Here is an 18,426-nt window from a genome sequence, read left to right on the forward strand (position 1 = left end):
TATCGCTTGTTTTATGAAAGGATATGAGTAATATGCTACTATTCAAGTTCATTGTCATGTTTGTATTAAGTAGTATTCTATTTATTGAACCGGCAGTTGCTGAAACTATGAGAATATCGGACTATGGCAGCTGGCAAAATGAAAATGTCCAAGTAGAAAAGGAACAGATTTATCGTACGGCTTCTATTTCCGATCAAGCTGGTAAAGCTCAAACGAAAGAGGAATTAAAAACAATTCTTTATGAAGAAATGAAAAGTTACAATACCTCTTTTTCAATTTCCTATACAGGTAATACAAGCATGTTAACAGAAACAATAGCATCAGCCTTTCAGGAAATATTTGAAAGTGATCAATACGCTTATGGTACCCTTTCAAAATACGGATACAGTTCTTACGGGTATACCAATAATGTAACAATTACATTTAATATGACCTATTTGACGAATGCGGAACAGGAATTATACGTAGACAAAGAGGTAAAGAGGATTGCGGATACAATAAAACAGGCTGCCTTCACAGAAGAGGAAAAAGTAAAAGCGGTTAATGACTATGTTGTTTTAAATACAGCATATAGCAATGATACAGTTGCTAGTCCCCATACAGTATACGCCATTTTAAAAGAACAAAAAGCAGTATGCCAAGGATACGCACTTCTTGCTTACCGCCTTTTAAATGAACTAGGAATTGAAAATCAATATATAACCGGTACAGCTGGCGGGATTGGGCACGCCTGGAATATTGTAAATATAGGTGGACAATGGTACTACCTTGATACAACATGGAACGATCCGACACCAAACCGTCCAAGCCAGGTTCAATATAATTATTTTCTTGTAACAGCTGACCAATTGGCAAAAGACCACGAATGGGAACAAGCAGGGCTTCCAGCAGCAACAAGCACAGACTTTTCGTTTATGCATGAAATGACAGAAGCATACACAGCTAATGGAGAAGTTTATTACAATAACAAAAATGATAATAATAAATTATATAAGATGAATGTGGAATCGCGCGCCAAGAAAAAACTATCAGATAGCCATGCTTATTTTATCACTGCTCTGAAAGATACAGTTTATTTCAGCAATTTCTCCAATGGCGCTCGTTTGACGAAGATCCAAACAGATGGAAGTGGGCAAACGGAATTAAATAAAGAGTATTCCATGAATCTTTATATAAATGGTCAATACTTGTATTATTCATTGCAGGATGGAACGCAAAAGAATATAAAAATTAGCAATGAACTCATCGTTGATGAAGCAAAGTATTCACTTTGGGCCCAAAAAGAAACCATATTAGCTAATAAAGAATGGAAAATACAATTTAACATGCCGCTTAACAGTAAATTCGTTAATAATGAAAATGTTTATATCGTAGACAAAAACGGTGGAAAGGTTTCATTTATTCAAGCAGTAATCGAAAACGGAAATTACATCCGTTTAAAAAATAGCGGAACCTTCACGAAGGGTGAAAAGTATTATGTAGTAATTGAAAAAGATACAGCTGCCTTGTCAGGAAAAACGCTTAAAAAAGGAATCTATATGCCGTTCCTAGTAAACTAAAAAATAACCTTCTAATTCAGCCGAAGAGGTTATAGGAGTAGGTGCATACGATGCGTTGGAAAAAATAACTTCTTTCTCACAGTATGGTGATGGACTTGATTTTTTGGCTCCTGGAACAGCAATTTGGAGCACTTATCCCGGAGGAGTATATCGTTCGATGGGTGGAACCAGCATGGCAAGCGGTTTTGTTACGAAAGCGGCAGCAACTTTAATGGCGTATACAGGACAGACGGACCAAGATCATATTAGGGAATTAATGAAGCGAACGTCTACGCCAATAGAAGGTAATCGATTTTCAAAAATAAATGTAATAGAAGCGCAAAAATTTGATAATGAAATACAAAGTATAATAGAGACACAACAAAATGTGGATGGCGAAAAAGTTTCCAACCATACTAAGCCCTGGATCACTCATTTCAATATGAATCTCGACAAAGGTAGCGTTACAAACCGGGCAATTTACATTGTTAATCAGCAAGGCGTATTAAAAAAGACAAATGTTGAAGTTCAAACAGATAAAAGAGCCGTCAAAACCGTGCCACTTTCTAGTTACTCGATAAGCGAAACATATTATCTAGTTATAAATGATCAAATTAAGAGTGAAACGAATAAAAAATTAAAGAATAGTAAAGTTTACGCGTGGAGCTTAATTCCTTAAGGTAGACCTGTCATTCCTATGCTTGAAGAAAGTTGCGTACTAAAATAGAGAAAAAGCTGCGCCGGAAGGAAAAGATTTCCTGTGGCGCAGCTTTTTTGTTACTCGACTGTAAAAGTCATTTTTGTTCTTTTACCCAGCTTGCTTCCTTTTTCTGTCTGAACTCCATCGCTGATGTAAAGCGTGTATTTCTTACCGGATTCATAGCCTGTACCGGCAGGAGCGGAAACATATACCTTTTCTTTATCTTCCGCCAGGCTTACGTTAATTCCTTCGACCTTGTATCCATCTTCGTTTACAACAAAAATACTTTCTCCATTTACACTTGAGGCTTTTAGCTCTTTATTGAAGCCAATTGTCCACTTGTAATCAGCCGCTACAACCCTGTCATTTTTCTTCCAGACTTCCCACTCACCGGATACATCAGGCTTTTTCGGCTGGCTTGATCCTTCCTTGAATGAAAAAGAAACTGTAAATGTTCCTTCTGCATTCGGCAGTTTGATCATCGGATAAGAAAGGTTTGGTACCTCAACCTCATATTCTTCTTTGGCGTTTTTAAATGTTAAGATCCCCGAGATATTTTCATCATTCTTTCGTACATTTGTCAGGTGATTCCCGTACTCATCTGTTATTTCAAGCAATTCATTTTGGCCGTACATTTGAACATACTGACCACCATTATAGGTATCTTGGTTAAACTTAAGGGTAGTGGTCAGGTTCCCGCCGATATGAATCGTTTGATCCACTGAAACATCGATGTTTTCTTTTCGGAATTCGTACGTCCATTCTTCGTCAACCTTCACATTAAATTGATGAAAATTGTATGTGGCTTTACTTGCATATAGATTTTCTAGCTTTTCTGCACCATCATAGTAAATGTGGTAGCAGGAGTCGATAAATTGAAAGCTGCATAGTGCTAAGTTATCCACACTAGCGCTGGCACCAAAGTCAAGGTTTAGTGTTAACTTTGCGATATCTTCTTTATTAAATAGGACCGTTTCGTCCTGGTTTTCGAAGTTTAATTTGTCTGTTAATAAGTTGTATACATTTCCTTCTTCTGTTGCGGTAATCTGCATAGAGTATGCCCCTTTTGGCACGTAAAGGACGTCATTTTCTTTTGTAATATGGTGAAAAGCAGCAGCAGGCATTCTCGTATTATTTTCATCAAAGTAACTCAAATAAATGGTGTTTAAAACAATATTTCCAGTTGTGTTTGGAAGATTTAATTCTAATTTTGTATACTCTTCTTCTTCAACAGCAACTTGAACAGCTTTTCCGCGGTCTTCCCCATTGATGACAAATTTATAAAGACGATTACCTTCCGTGAAGAATCCGATGAACGGACCTTTTGCTGTCCAGTCTATTCCGTAAATTTCCAATTCATTTTTTTCAGAATCCGCTTCTGTTTGAATACTCATGTATCCATAATAATCATTTTCTTCTTGATAATTCAACTCCCATAAAGAAAGATGTTCCGCTTGAACATCATCAGGAAGCTGAAGAACGACGTCAACCTTTTTTTCAATAACCTTAATCGGGACTGACGTTTTTGCTCCTTTGTATTCTACAGTTAAAACGGCTTCACCTGCGGATTGGCCGCCTAGGTGATATTCCTCTACTGTGAAAATTGTTTCATCTGAAGAAGTGAAAGCTGCCTTTTCATAATCAACATATTCGTGCGAGCCGTCTTTGTAATACGCTGCGATGTCGATATCCCACTTACCAAGATCTCCTCCTTCAATGATTGTGTACTCTTCTTTCATAATTTCTATGTAGTCTAGTGCCTTTTCTTCTTCTTGCTGCTTTTTCAACGTAATAGTAGTTTCTGCATTCTGTACTTTAACAGGCAGCGAGTCCGCCGCGAATCCAGATGAAGCATTCGGCAGCAGCAATGCAGCTGTTAGAACTAGCGTTACTATTTTCCTCAAACTATTTCCTCCCTGCATTTCTTATTTTATCCATTATTTTATCATTCCTTTAGTTAGAATTCTAGATGATGAAATCAAATGCTTTATAAATATTCATATTACCTACAATGCCTATGGGAAATTTCTGCATGAGAACTCGAATAAGGGCAAAGGGCGCCGCGCCTTACTTATACAAAACATAAAAAGCTGCGCTACAGGAGAATTTCTTCCTCGGCTGGCGCAGCTTTTAGTTTATTTCACGATAAATTTCATCCGCACAAGATTTTTGTGAACCTTACCGTTCGTACTTTTAATTTTATCTTTAATAAATAAATAATAGTCACCGGTATCCCATTCCGTTTTAGGAGAAACCAGTACTTGTTTTTTGTTTGCAGGATTCACTGATGCTGTAAAAGAATCGATTAGATGTATACCAGAAGGATCACTTGCTGCAAAAATGGAGTTTGTATCTAAAGAAGCCGGATCAATTTCATAATTAAAAGTTATAGTAAATGTTTTAGTTTTATCAACGTTCTGGGCTTCAAAGTCTGTCCAGATAATCGGAGGCAGGGTACCTGTCACATTAACGTTTGTTGAAGCGGTAAAACCGCCATCTTCCGTAACTGCTTTAATAACGGCAGTTCCGCTGCTAACTCCCGTTACAATTCCGTTTGAGTCAACAGAAGCTACTTTTGGATTGCTGCTGGACCATTGTAGCGTTTGGTTATCTGCATTTTCTGGAAGAATTGTTTCAAATAAGGCCTCAGTCGGTTTTTTGGTTTCTGCCGTTATCTTCACAACGGACGAAACGGTCTGTCCGTTCCAGGAGGCCGTGATTATCGCTTTACCTGCATTTTGTGCGAAAATCAAGCCTTTGTCATCAACAGCCGCGACTGCAGGGTTGCTTGAAGACCATTCGAAATTATGCTCTTCGTCCGTAGGAGTCAGCACTGCTTCAGCCTGCGTCATTTCACCTTTTTTCATAAACAGCTTTTTGGTCAGCATAGTTAAAGCTGCTGCTGGCTTTTCATACAGCATTTCTGTGCTGAATTGATACCACTCATCTGTATATAGATGCTGATAATCGGATAGCTGATAAGCGGTTAAATAATAAGTACCTGCCTCCAACGGATACCCTAAATATTGAAAAGAATCCTCCGGCCCGGAATGATAGCTGTAAGTAACAGGAGAAAGGTCTTCGGTAAATAAGTCAAATGCCAGGTCCTCTTCCCACCCTTTTCCAACCGTGTTTTCACTAGTCCAGCCGCCCGTTAAAACAAATAAGCCGTTCTCCTCAATAGTAAAGCGATAATAGTCCGTATCATCAAACGTTTCTGTAATGGAGCCAAAGGCGGTTCCAGCAGCAGAAATTGTATTAGCCGTTGCTTGTTCATTATTTGGTTCTTCTTCATAGTAAACATTATTTTTTAAGGGCTGGCTTTTAATGAGCGCCCCTTCAGGTTTAGTGGGAGAATTTAATGCTGTTTTCAAAATTTCTTGATTTGCATGTACATCTAAATTTAAATAAATTTGCTGCTTGTCTAATGAAAGGCCAGTTACATGCTTAGGTGCTGCATAATCAAGAGCATTTTTAACGGCAAGCTCCGCATTTATTAGTCCATATCCATATTCGTTGTCAAAGCCGGCAGGACCAAGATCTTCTGTCGAAGCACGTATTAATTTAACAGCGTCCTCAGATGAAAGCGCTGGATAAATACTTTTTGCCATAGCTAAAATACCGGCAGTGATCGGTGAAGCAAATGATGTGCCGTCCGCCGTTTCATATTTCCCATCTGAAGAAGTCGTCAAGATGGCCGATCCAGGTGCAGCAACATCTACATATTGATTATGAGTCGAGAAAAATGATCTTTCTTTATTGGAATCAACAGCTCCAACTGAAATTACATTTTCATAAGAAGCAGGATAGGAAACAGCATTACCCTCATCAGCTCCATTTCCTGCAGCGGCAACGACAATAATACCAGCTTCAACAGCACGCTGAATAGCTGCATTTTCAATAGCAGAGTAATTGCTTCCGCCAAGACTTAAATTAATAATATCGGCGTTTTGTTCAACCGCATAATTGATGGCTTGAACCGTATCGGTTAAATAAAAAGAACCTTCATAGTCAGAAGCACGGATCGGCAAAATTTTCACATTGAACTCGCCGGCTGAACCGGCAATGCCTATTTCATTGTTTGTTTGAGCTGCTACCGTGCCAGCAACCATTGTACCGTGACCAGTAAGATCGTTTATTTCGGACGTTTCATTATAAAAGTCATAGGCACCTGGCACAATTTGATTTTTTAAATCTTCATGATTCAGGTTAACCCCAGAGTCAATTACAGCGACAACGACATCTTTCTTTTGAGCATCCTTATGGAGCCATGCTTTAGGCGCCTCGATGGCCCTGATCCACCATTGCTCCTGAAGCATAGCATCATTAGTAGAATAAACAGACCGCAAAATTGTATTGGCTTCAACCGCTTTGATATGCTTTTCTTTTTTCAGCTCTTTAACGACTTGAGAAATATGCTTTTGGTTGGAAAGAGTAAGAACATCCGTTGTCGGGCTGATTGCTTTAAGACTGGATACTGAAGAAGAAACAGAGGAACGAATGTTTTTTTTCTTAATACGGCTAACTTTTTCATCATACAGAACTAGAATTTGTTTTTGTTTTACTGCAGCCGTTGCTTTTTCTTTTTCAATCACTGCCTGTAAATCTGGAATTTCAGCCTTTGAAGAAGGAAGTGAAACATTAATTAGTAATAAAGGTATAGATAAAACAAGGGCTATAATTCTTTTGACCATAACTGTCACTCTCCGTACAAGTAATTTTTACTTAGTCCGATTATAAGCGATCAAATTAAGAACTTATAGACATTTTTCTTCAGTTTTTCAGAAATTAGCCGATAAATAACAAAGATGAGAATATATCGGAAGGAGGATGGCACGGTAATCATGTGCCTGAAAATATGAAAAAATTAACAATGGGGAAAATGATCGCTGGCCTTATGGCGCTTTCTATTGTGCAGCCGTCCATACTTACAGAAGCGGCTGAAGCAGAATCTGTTATTGGGGCTACAACTGCCTATGAAGGTACGAAAGGGAAAGTCGTAACGGTGACTGTATATGTAGAAGGTGCCGAAGAAAGTGCGGGCGGCTCCATTAAGCTTTCCTATGACGATACAGCGTTAACGATTTCAAAAACAGAAGCAGGCAGTGAGCTTGATGGCTACCTAACTTCAATCAACAGTGCTTCTCCGGGAACGATTGAAGCAACATGGGCAAAGGCGGAAGGAGAGTTGCAGAAAGGTACGTTACTAACATTCCAGGCGCGTCTTGCCAAGACCATTGAAAAAACAGCGGTCAATATTGAAGATGCAGAGCTATATAAAGCCGATTTGTCGACGCTGGCAGTCAAGACATTTGATGGCGAAGTAAAACCGTTTCCAGGGAGCGAGCAAAAGCGTGATTCAAAAGTGAAAAACAATAAAGAATGGATCGTACGGCTGAACAATGCGGTTCATCCGGCAACGGTCAACAAGCACAATGTCTGGGTTACTAATAAATATGGAAAGCTAATTGATGTGAATGTACAAGTGTCAGATAAAACATCGTTTAATATCGTGCCAAAAGTGCCATATGCAAGTGGAACTTATACAATCACTATTTCTGATCAGATACGCGGACAGGATGGAAAGCAATTGAAGAATCCGATTAAATATGAGTTTACGGTAGAGTAAGGAGAGAGAAGATGGCTAAAAAGTGGTTAAAAGCAGCGGCAGCTTCCATAATTGCGGCAGCTTCCTTTTATACAATTAATTCAGCAGGGGCCGCAACAGAGACGCTGATGGAAGTGGGAGAGGTACGCTCCACCAGCGATCAAGCCGTTGTGCCGGTAACGATTCGAAATATTACTTATCTAATGTCTGGACACGCAGAGATTACTCTTCCCGAGAACACGGTTAGCGTAGAAACAGCTCAATTTACGCCTTCAAAGCAGTTTACTAATAATTTATTTCGAACAATCAGTAATGTGGAAGATTCAAAGCTGGTCATCGATTTTTACTCAGAGAGCCCTGATGCACAGCAAATCAAAGGCGGCCAGGCTGTTATTGGCTATATAACGTATAACTTGTCCGACTCTTTTACACCGGGAAAAGCTGTCACACTGGATTTGTCTGCGGTGTCAGTCAAAGGCCGTTATAATGCGGATGTAGCCGTGAAAGAGCTCGATGGAGAAATTAAAAATAAAATGCCCATTGGCGATGTAGTGGGTAACAGCAAAGTCACTGCTACAGGCGCTATGCGGATTCTTCAGCATATTAACGGAAACTTTATTACAGAAAAAGAAGCATTTTTATCAGCGGACGTTGATGCAGACGGAATTTTAACGCAGCAGGATGCGATGCAAGTACTTGATTTTTCAACAGGCAAGCGGCTGACGTTTCTTGCTTTGGCTGCTAAGGAGCTGCCAAACGGCGTTTTGAAAAGTGAATACTATGAAAAAGTCGAAGCACGCCATGGCAGGGCACCTTATACATTTAAAAAGCGGTCAGGAACGATACCTTACGGCTTAAAGTTAAATGAACAAACGGGTGAAATCATTGGCCTGCCCACAAAAGCCGGCACAAACACGTTTACCATAGAAGTAACAGACGCCGTCGGTGATACAGCAGAGCGATCTTTCACCATTGGAGTGGTTGACTCCTATATCGCTTCGGTCGAAAAGCTGTATCCAATAAACGTAAAGCGTGGAGAAAAGCCGAATCTTCCAGCAGAAGTAACTGTCACATATAAAGATAAGTCAATCGGTAAAGAAACAGTCCATTGGAATGAAGTGGATACAACTGTTTTAGGAGAAGTAACAGCAAAAGGCCTGATTGGTGATACTGGTTTTATGGTTCAGGCTACAGTACATGTTGTAGACGAAAACTATTTGAAAAATACGTCGTTCGGTTACTTCCAAATGCTCAATATTTACACCGTGATTGTTGACGTAAATCCTGAAGTGTATAGTGTGACGATTAATGGCATCCCAGCCCATTATGAAGGAGCCGGCCAGTACAGCCTTGCCAGCGCCGCGTTTACGAAAGGAAATCCAGTCATCATCCAGCTTTACGATAAATATGGGAACCTGCTTGAAACAAAATCTCAAAAGCTCGTTATCCAGTAACACGGGGGAATAAAATGAACACATTGCTTAAGCGTATGTTCGCGTTTGCGCTGGTATCAGGGGCTGTGCTGTCTGCCGCCCCTGATACCGAGGCAGCTACGAAGCCATATGAGTATACATTTGAAAAAGAAACCGAGCTCTTCAATGGAATTAGCTCAATGAATAAAGTGAAAATTACGCTCGACAAAACGATTGAGCTGAAAGATACGAATGGTGATAAAAAAGTTGATAGTAGAGACTTATTCGATCCTGCCTCGCCGGAAACAAGCCCTCTTTATGTTGTGCAAAAAGACGGTACGGAACGGTTAAATATTATTAAAGATATTACGCAGTCGGGCAATGTTATCACCATTCTGTTTAAAAACATGGAGTTAGTAGACTATACAAATCCAGAAAAATGGGCCTATGAAATCATCATTGACAAAGAAACAACTCGTTTTGACCAGTTGGAAGAGTATCGCATTGCCTTCAATATTTATGATATTTTACCAGGTTTTAAGTCAACCTTTATTGATACAGATGCTTCTATTATCAATAATAATGTTTTTAAGTATAATGCGCCCCGTGATGTATATGTGCATGTACCAAAAGTGTTTATTACTGGAATTGAAACGATCCATCGCTACCAGGGCGTCATCCCTGACCAAATCGGTCCGGCGCTTTCTAACATTGATATTTATGCCGATGAGGAAGCAGCACGCTTAAAGGTGGAATTTGGCACATTGTTTGGAAGTCAGTACAGCCGGGACATAATGCGCCGCGAAGATATAGAAGGCTTTTCAATGGGACAAGCTGGTATTAATCAGATTACGGATAATCAAAGCGAAACCGCTTCTGAATTTACGCTGCGTACATATAACGAGTATGGGCGCTTTCTCGAAGAAAGAAAGTTTCGTTTGAAGGTCGCAGACCCGAAAAAAGACTACATTATTAATGACTACGTCACTGTTTCACCAGAAATTTTTGGGCAGGCCTATTCATTGTATGATTTAATGGCTGATAAGACGTTGCTTGAAAACATTGTAACCCATATACCGGTTAGCCAGCTTGATACACTCGGCATTACATATGCCGCCGCAAAAAAATCTGTCAGTGTCAAAGATGTAGAGCAACTGAAAATGGCGCTTGCTAACGACAAACTGGAAAAGATTCATTTAGTGAACAATGTTGACCTTAATGGACAGGCTCTTACAGTAGGCAGATCCGTCACGATTGAGGGTCCAGCGGAAATCAAGGGTAAAGTAGAGCTGAAAGGCAATGGGATTTCTGTCCGTTTAAACCATGTGACCGTAAATGGGGACCTTTCTTTGGATATTGGCGAGGGCGGAACCGCTATCCTTGAACAAACTACTGTAAACGGGACAACAAACGATCCGGCAACAAAAATTATCAGTGCCAACAACAAGTCGGTTCATTTGTACAATTTTGCTTCATCAAACGGGATTGAAACAGCTAATAGTATGCCAATCCGTATTGTAACTTCGACTCCAATTCCATTTGTTAAGCTGAATGGCACAGCAGCCGTTACGCTTGAAGGAGAATACGAAGCCGTTCATAGCGCCCAAACAACAACGCTTGATGTAAATCAAGGGACAAAAATCGGTGCGCTGACAGTAGAAGAAGGAAAAACGCTGACAGTCACAGGGAAAGGCGCTACGATTGCGTCTTACACAGGCAGCATTGAATTTCCAGACGGAGAAGAGAATGTAATTACCATTCCACCAATGGAATGGACCTATCCGGCTGAACTGAATAATACACCCGATGGATGGGCCCAGATCGGAAAAGCCCTTTCTGTCCAGGTTGACGGTGAAGGAAACCCGATTCCATCAGGCACTGCATGGCAGGTGATCGGCCACAGCTTTGACAGCTCCGTAATCATGCATTGGGACAATGAAAAAAACACATTAAAACTCGAAGGCCTTCCGATAGAGGGACTCCCGTTCACTGGAACGATCGTGCTGCAGGGCGTAAATAACAAAGCAGTTTACAATGTAACAGTTCCGATTCTTGTAGAAGGGTAATAGAAATGGTGGTGAGATAAAATGGCTGCATGGATAAAAAGAAAATATAATATCTTGATTGTCCTGCTGCTGCTGCCAGTGTTTCTATTTTCTAGTTACACAGCAGAAGCGTATGGACCCATTCATCATGAAAAAGTAATGGAAGCAGGAAAGGGACACTTTGTCGTTTTAAAGGAAGACGGAAGTGTTTGGAGCTGGGGCGATAACCAATATGGCCAGATGGGTGCCCAGACGCTGCCGGCGCTAAACTTTGCAGCGCCGCTTCAAGTAAAAAAGCCGGATGGCAACCGATTTCTAAATGCTAAGTCAGTCGCCGCCGGAGGACACCATACAGTTGTCTTAGACGCAGATGGGCTTGTTTGGACGTGGGGCCGCAACGATGAAGGGCAGCTCGGCCATTCTTCCTTTGCTTATCGAGATGCCAATCCAAAAGCTGTTGGAGGACTGCCGGCAATTATTGCGATTGCAGCAGGAGACCAGCATACGCTTGCCGTGGATGAGCAGGGTAATGTTTGGGCATGGGGCCGCAATGCCTATGGCCAGGCTGGCAAAGATGCCATGACCGGGAATGTGCCTAAGCCTGAAAAAGTTGCAGGTATCACCGATGTTGTGGCAGTGGCAGCCGGTGCAGAGCATTCTGTTGCTTTAAAGCGTGATGGAACGGTATGGGCATGGGGCCGCAATACAACCGGCCAGCTTGGCAACAGCGAGACAAAGGATGTAAACAGTAGACCGCAGCAGGTGCCAGGCTTAATCGGTATTACCGAAATAGCGGCGGGCGACAACCATACGCTTGCTTTAAAGCAGGATCGCACAGCTGTTTGGGCATGGGGATCCAATTCCTATGGCCAGCTTGGTGACGGCGGCAAGGAAATGAAACTCATGCCGATTCAAGTACAAGGCATGAAAGGCGTTACCGAAGTTTCAGCCGGCGATAACCATACAGCTGTGCTGAAAGAGGATGGAACTGTCTGGACATGGGGACGTAATACATCCGGGATAGGGACAAGCCGTTCAACACCGATTCAAGTAAAAGGAGTTGAGAATGCCGTTGCATTAGGCGGAGGAGGCGGATCGGACAGCTTTACAATTGCTGCCCGTGAAGATGGAACCGTTTGGCTGTGGAACAAGGCATCTTCCGACCCCAACACAAATCTTCCTGTTTTTAAACAGGTTCACGGGATAAGTAATGTTAAAAAAGCTTCTGCATTTCCGTTTGTGCAGGGCAGCCAGGTACTGTTCCGCTACTTTGGCGACAGCAGCACAGGTTCAGTGAAAGTAAGCGGAAGCTTTAACGACTGGGTGGATCTCCCGCTTGAAGAAGTCAGCCCGAATGTATGGGAACTTCAGGTAACGATGAAGCCAGGGGACTATAATTACGGCTTTATGGTAAATGGCATATGGACAACGGATCCGTTAAACCGAAACAAGACAATCAATGAATTCGGCAGCTCATTCAGTGTACTGAACGTTCCCATTTATGCAACGGAAGGCCCGGTTATTGACGGGAAAACGGTGACCTTTTCTTATAGCAGTCATGATCAGCCCCATAGTCTGTTAGAGCTTGATGCAAGAACAGAATATGTAGCAGTGGCCGGCAATTTCAGCGGCTGGGATGAAATTCCGCTTGAAAAGCAGCCAAATAATACGTGGACACTGACCAAAACGCTTGAGCCGGGTGAATACTACTACTCCTTTATTGTGAGGGACGCCGGTACAAGTCCATATAATGAAAAAAGAAACGATCCACTTAATCCGAATTTGAAAACCGATTCCGTCACTGGTGATTCACGCAACCAGTTTGCGATTTCAGCCCTGCTGCCATTGAAAGTTCCGGTAACAGGAGTATCCTTAAATAAAGGCCCCGACTTGCCGCTTATTGTTGGAGAACAAGAATATGTAAAAGCAGTTGTTAGTCCGTCAAATGCGACAAACAAAAATGTCAACTGGAGCTCCAGTAAGCCCTCAGTAGCCAATATTGATGAAACGGGCAAAATCACCGCCGTTTCCAATGGCACAGCAGTTATTATCTGTGCAACAGAGGACGGCGGCAAAACAGCAACGGTTACCGTAAAAGTATCCGATTCGGGTGGTATAAACATTTCTTATCCAAAAGCCGGCTACCGGGAGTTTAAGCCGCCATTGGGTGAACTTCCGACAGGGGTTATCCCGAATAAAGTATGGAAGGTTAAATTTAACCAGCCTCTCAACAAAGCAACACTTCATTCAGAGAATGTATACGTAATGAACCAGTCTGGAGTGAAAGTGCCGATTTCTATCTGGCCTTCTGCTGATGGACGGACAATTGAAATCAGGCTTGCTGACGGCTTCCGCTATGCAGCCGGTGCCAGCTACTATATTTTCATTGAAAAAGGTGTTCAAACAACAACCGGTTCCGCACTAAAAGAGCCAATTCAAATGAAATTTACAATTGGCTTATAAAAATAAAAGGGTCCCGCTGGTACAGTTTAGTACACAGCGGGACCCTTTTTTGTGAATAAATATTTTGCCCAATAGGACGGGGACCATAGTAGATAAGTAAACTGCATTTTATCAATTACTTTATAGAATGACCCGGCTAATGCACTGATTAGTCTGTATCTAATCAGCTTGTTGCAAACAGAAAAGAGGCCTCCGCAGAAGCCTCTTTTTTGCTTTATTTAGTCATGAATGTCAGCTTAACCGGCTTAGATAGGAAATGCTTTGACTTAGAGCCGCCTTCAATTTGCTTATCAATCCATAGCGTATACAATACGCCGGGTTTGTATGGCTCTTTTGGCGCGACATTTACCATTTTACCGTCTAAACTGATATGAAGCGTAGCTGGCACACGCTTGCCCGCTCCATTCTCTGTTATATAGATAACATCATTAAACAGGAGCTTTCGGTCAACCGGGTAGCTGAATTGGATAGCCCACATTTTTGACACAGGAACAAGGGGATATTCATCAACTGCCCATTCAAAAGCAGAAATCATTGGAACCGGCTGCGGGCGGCTAATAATTTGATCACGCACTGCTACTGCGTATAAATCAGCTCCTTCAATTTCTTTTCCGTTTACATATGACTGCCAGCTGCTTAAAACAGACGGCTGGGCGTCAAATACATAGGAAGCAGCGTCGCGCACACGGGCGCTGCGCTCAAATGAAACATGCAGGCTCTTATCTGTATAGAAAAGAGACGTACCTGATGGAGCATTGTTCATCATATAGCGGTCTGTGCCGCTTTCAATCCATTTTGGCGGGGTGATCGCTGGAAGTAGGGCATACGTCCCTGGCTGGCTGACGAGCCCGACAAACGTTTTTTCCGTTTTCTCGCTTGGCTGCTCAATCGCATATAGTTTTCCATCCTCCCGCACAAGGCGAACAAATGCATGGCCGGACGGATTTGGCAGCTGTACTTCAATTGGCTGTACGAGACTGCCCTGCCATTGGATCTGAATCAGCTGGGAAAGATCATTTTTCCAGACTGGGTCACTGTCTACTGTGGCGTCCATTTGTGACATGTTTCTTGCTGTTAAAATAGGCGCCGTGCTTTCTGTGACAACAGCAGGAGGTACATGGAGGAACACATTATTGCTGCTTTCAAAGCTGACCCCGTGTTCTATCGCTGCGTTACGTTCAGAAGGAGCAACAGTAAACGCCTGTTTGTTAGTGGTTAAATCAATTTTCTTTTTCAAGGCATCTGGCCAAAGAACAACCGGTTTTTCAGGCTCAGCAGGCATTTCCTCTATTTTCACCGTAACGGTATACATTTTGGCAGAAGATCCGTCATGTGAGTAAACTTTATAGATAAGCGGCTTTGAAAAGTCCTGCACAGAAGTGCCGCTTATTTGTGCTTCCTCCTTCACTGTAATCTGTTCATTTCCTTGAATACCGGAAAAAGAGGCCTTCATCTTTGTGACATTCGTTTTTGCCGGAACTGTAACATGAATCGTTCCTTCCTTATGGTCAATAACCCCAACAGCTTGAATGGAAGGAAAAGAGAAAGCAGAAAACCCGATGAATTTCGTTGGGTCAGCCTCAGGATGCAAACTGACATTTGCCGGGTTGGACGGCGCACTTTCAATACCGTTGATTTTCTGCGTTACATAGTATCCAAGCCCTGCTGGCACATCGCTGAACGTTGCCGAACCTGCTTGCTTTACTGCTTTAGAATCCATTTTCTGGTCATAAGCATTATAAAGGGTAACAACCGCTGTTTCATGCTCATAAAGCCCTGAAACGGTTAATGTGCTTTCGCCTGTATAGCTGGACAACTTTTGCGGCTTAGGCGGAGCAATCGTCAGCACACGTTTTTTCTCATCCGCTGCTGCACCTCGTGAAGCCATTACATTGTAAGTCAATGTATATGTGCCTGGATGCGGAATGGTTACACATAACTTGCCGCATGAAGGCGCGTCTGGTGAAATGGATGCTGTCACCTTTTGTGATAGATCGCCATCCAGATAATCGACAGCTGATGCGCCAGGGTCCGAGAATACATGTGTCTCGCCGTTATAGTAAAGATCTTTCGACTCATTCCAAGAAAAGAACAGCTTTTCCGGCCCAATTAAGGTAATCACCGGACGGTCAGTATCAATTACATCCACAATGTTGGATTCGATGCTGACCTGGCCATTGATTGTTTGCGTTACATAATACTTACCCGGCCCAAACGGTTTAAATACATGGGTTGTTTCGCCAGGCATTAGCTGGGCTTCGTCGACCTTATTCCACTTATCTTCTTCATCATTCAATTGGTAAAGAGACAATGTCGTCAAAATGCCGACAGTTCCTGGCATAGCTCCCTTAACACCGATTTCGCCGATGTCGGCTGAACTTCCGATGGCAGTAACCGCGCCTGGCTTAACCGTAATGGTTCTGGTAATCGGCTTTGCCTTGTTGCCTGCCGCATCTGTTACGTGATACGTAATCGTGTAAATGCCTGGCTTTTGAATATCAACAGAACCACTCGTTACTACGTTTAACTGATCGCTCTTATCAATATTGTCAGTAGGAGAAGCACCGTATTCGGTGTATTTTTCCCCGGCCGTTAGCGTAATGGAAGCATCTCCATTTAATGAAAGAACGGGCGGTGTTTTATCTAAAACATCGATCCGCTTGGACGGGTCACTTTTCACGCCGTTAAATTCCTGGATTACATAATACTGCTCACCAACCGGAACGTTAATGATTTCATAAGTTTCCGCATTTGTATTTGTAATTGTTTGAATCAGGTTGTCTTCCGCACTGTCCCCTGTGTCTTTGTACAAATAAAGGAAAGCGCCAGGAATAACTTGGTTAACGGTAATTTCGCCAGTGGAATCAGCCGGAATATTTGGGCTTGTGTGCACTGGGCTCAATGTCACTACATTCGGAGCAATCGTCACCACACGCTCGGCAGTAGATTCATTCCCGACAGTATCCCGCGCTGTATATGTAATTTTATATACACCCGGGATAGAAGGAGATGGGATCACTTCATTAGCATCGCTTGTGACCTGAACCGGCATCCCGTCATTGTCAGCTGCCGTAACGCCCGGCTCTATATAACTTGCCGGATAAATGATGCGCATCTGGCTTGCCCCTGTCAGTGTGACCACAGGAGCCTGCTCGTCTTTAATCGTTACTTCATTGGAATCAAGACTCATCAGCCCGTTTTTAACTTGAACCGCCACATATTTACCGGCAGGCAGGCCTGTAAATACATAGCTGGTTGAAGTGGAAAAATCGAATGTTTTAAAAGGTGTTTCACGGTCGGTTGTTTTATACAATTCCACTGTATAGCCAAGCATCCCGCCGTTCACGCGAAGAGAGCCTAGATTATTGGATGTTCCGCTGTCGCTCTCTGCGATGGCGGTCAGCTTATTTGGCAAAATATCGACGAGATCAACAGAAAAAGCACTTTCTGCACCATTAACCGTTTGGGTAACACGATAGTTTTTTCCAACCGGCACATCGGTAAAGGTCTGCTGGCCACTTACATCAGCAGTCAACTTCCTTGGCACAAATCCAATCAGCGTTTCGTTGTAAAGCGTAAATGTTGCGCCTGGAACGCCGCCAGTGACTTTAATTTGTGAAGATCCACGTTCAGATGTAATGACGACAGCAGCTGGACTTACATTCACAATGCTGGACGGGTCAGAGACGACCGCTTCGCCTTCTTCATTTAGGGTTGTAGATGTCACATAGTAGCGTCCGGGGAGCGTGTCATTGAAAACAGTTGCTGCCCCTGCATTCAGCTGTGATTTTCGAAGCATTCCCGATTCGGTATAAAGCTTCAGTGTGGAACCGGGCGGCGCATTGGTAACCGTCACGGTACCGGTGCCGGTGCTGCCAACCGTGCTTCCTGTGACAATGCCGGGAAAAGCGTCTGCAAAAGCCATTTGGTAAACAAGAGAAAAGCTCAGAAGAAATAAAAATACAATCGAGATTTTTCGCTTCATTGTGCCACCTACTGTTCCATAATTTGATAGTGCTGTTCTTCTAAAAGATCTCCATGCAGGTTGTAGGCCCGAATCCTCAAGACATCTTTGTCCATCAGCCCCTGGAAGCCACGTGAAAATTGCTTGGACATACCGGCATGCAGCGTTGTTTCATCAGAGCCGTTAATAGAAGCCGTCATCGAATGAACCGATCCTGTTCCGGTCGCTACAATATTAGTAACGATTGGGTTTAGAACGGCTTCCACCGAAGAAATATGCACCCCTTGCAATTTAAATAGCATCGATGTTTTTTCAGATAAGGTCTTGCCGGACTTTGACATAACGTTATTTGTCACAATGACCCGGTAAGGGGTATTAATAAAAAAAGGAGACTCTGGAACGAGCATAACTGATTTTGAATCTATTGACTTTTCTAGTGCAACCGGATGTTGAGTGCCGGAAGGACCCTCAATATAAATATAGTTTTTGTATGCGGGTTCAAAAGAGATTTCTGAATTGAAATGAACAGTCCATGTTTTATGAGGATCGTTAATAATCTTTAAATCCAACATTTTTGCGGAAGCGGGTTCACTTAATATTAGTAAACTAAAAATATACACAAATATATATAAAATAACTTTTTTCAAAATATTGCCTCCTTGTTATTTAAGTATTACTTTTATCACTGTAATATAG

Annotated in this window: 9 protein-coding genes and 1 pseudogene; 6 read left to right on the plus strand and 4 right to left on the minus strand. The window is 42.3% G+C overall.

Going from position 1 to position 18,426, the window contains the following annotated elements; all coding sequences use genetic code 11:
* The first annotated feature begins 32 nt into the window (after positions 1-32).
* The gene (locus L2D08_RS05820) at positions 33-1,559 is read left to right on the plus strand and encodes a DUF5050 domain-containing protein (RefSeq protein ID WP_242232800.1); all 1,527 of its coding nucleotides are present in this window, start codon (positions 33-35) and stop codon (positions 1,557-1,559) included.
* 28 nt (positions 1,560-1,587) lie between these two features.
* Positions 1,588-2,217 (plus strand): annotated as a pseudogene (locus L2D08_RS05825) (S8 family serine peptidase); the annotation flags it as partial.
* Positions 2,218-2,315: 98 nt separating this feature from the next.
* On the opposite strand, the gene L2D08_RS05830 reads toward L2D08_RS05825, so the two are convergent.
* Positions 2,316-4,142, minus strand: a complete 1,827-nt coding sequence (locus L2D08_RS05830; protein ID WP_242232802.1) for a hypothetical protein — start codon at positions 4,140-4,142, stop codon at positions 2,316-2,318.
* A gap of 231 nt (positions 4,143-4,373) precedes the next feature.
* Entirely contained in the window at positions 4,374-6,932 is a 2,559-nt protein-coding gene (locus L2D08_RS05835) for a S8 family serine peptidase (RefSeq protein WP_242232803.1), read from the minus strand.
* Positions 6,933-7,096: 164 nt separating this feature from the next.
* On the opposite strand from L2D08_RS05835, the gene L2D08_RS05840 reads away from it, so the two are divergent.
* The 4 genes from L2D08_RS05840 to L2D08_RS05855 are packed head-to-tail and all read left to right on the plus strand — an operon-like array spanning position 7,097 to position 13,766.
* Complete coding sequence (locus L2D08_RS05840; protein WP_242232804.1) at positions 7,097-7,867, plus strand: Ig-like domain-containing protein; 771 nt, start codon at positions 7,097-7,099, stop codon at positions 7,865-7,867.
* Between the two features lie 11 nt (positions 7,868-7,878).
* Complete coding sequence (locus tag L2D08_RS05845; protein ID WP_242232805.1) at positions 7,879-9,300, plus strand: putative Ig domain-containing protein; 1,422 nt, start codon at positions 7,879-7,881, stop codon at positions 9,298-9,300.
* Between the two features lie 14 nt (positions 9,301-9,314).
* Entirely contained in the window at positions 9,315-11,324 is a 2,010-nt protein-coding gene (locus L2D08_RS05850) for a hypothetical protein (RefSeq protein ID WP_242232806.1), read from the plus strand.
* Positions 11,325-11,345: 21 nt separating this feature from the next.
* The gene (locus L2D08_RS05855; protein ID WP_242232807.1) at positions 11,346-13,766 is read left to right on the plus strand and encodes an RCC1 domain-containing protein; all 2,421 of its coding nucleotides are present in this window, start codon (positions 11,346-11,348) and stop codon (positions 13,764-13,766) included.
* A 214-nt stretch (positions 13,767-13,980) separates the two neighbouring features.
* On the opposite strand, the gene L2D08_RS05860 is transcribed toward L2D08_RS05855, so the two are convergent.
* Together L2D08_RS05860 and L2D08_RS05865 are read right to left on the minus strand one after the other, a co-directional pair.
* Positions 13,981-17,751 (minus strand): DUF5011 domain-containing protein, encoded by a 3,771-nt coding sequence (locus L2D08_RS05860; protein ID WP_242232808.1) that lies wholly within the window; start codon positions 17,749-17,751, stop codon positions 13,981-13,983.
* A gap of 8 nt (positions 17,752-17,759) precedes the next feature.
* A complete protein-coding gene (locus tag L2D08_RS05865; protein WP_242232809.1) occupies positions 17,760-18,377 on the minus strand; it encodes a hypothetical protein in 618 nt (205 codons plus the stop codon).
* Positions 18,378-18,426 lie beyond the last annotated feature (49 nt).

The sequence above is a fragment of the Domibacillus sp. PGB-M46 genome, from assembly GCF_022668875.1.
Taxonomy (GTDB): Bacteria; Bacillota; Bacilli; order Bacillales; family Domibacillaceae; genus Domibacillus.

What these genes read in the sequence shown, in the direction of transcription:
- L2D08_RS05820 (WP_242232800.1), top strand. Translation starts at nt 33, where the DNA reads ATGCTACTATTCAAGTTCATTGTCATGTTTGTATTAAGTAGTATTCTA.
- L2D08_RS05835 (WP_242232803.1), bottom strand. Translation starts at nt 6,932, where the DNA reads ATGGTCAAAAGAATTATAGCCCTTGTTTTATCTATACCTTTATTACTA.
- L2D08_RS05840 (WP_242232804.1), top strand. Translation starts at nt 7,097, where the DNA reads ATGAAAAAATTAACAATGGGGAAAATGATCGCTGGCCTTATGGCGCTT.
- L2D08_RS05845 (WP_242232805.1), top strand. Translation starts at nt 7,879, where the DNA reads ATGGCTAAAAAGTGGTTAAAAGCAGCGGCAGCTTCCATAATTGCGGCA.
- L2D08_RS05850 (WP_242232806.1), top strand. Translation starts at nt 9,315, where the DNA reads ATGAACACATTGCTTAAGCGTATGTTCGCGTTTGCGCTGGTATCAGGG.
- L2D08_RS05855 (WP_242232807.1), top strand. Translation starts at nt 11,346, where the DNA reads ATGGCTGCATGGATAAAAAGAAAATATAATATCTTGATTGTCCTGCTG.
- L2D08_RS05860 (WP_242232808.1), bottom strand. Translation starts at nt 17,751, where the DNA reads ATGAAGCGAAAAATCTCGATTGTATTTTTATTTCTTCTGAGCTTTTCT.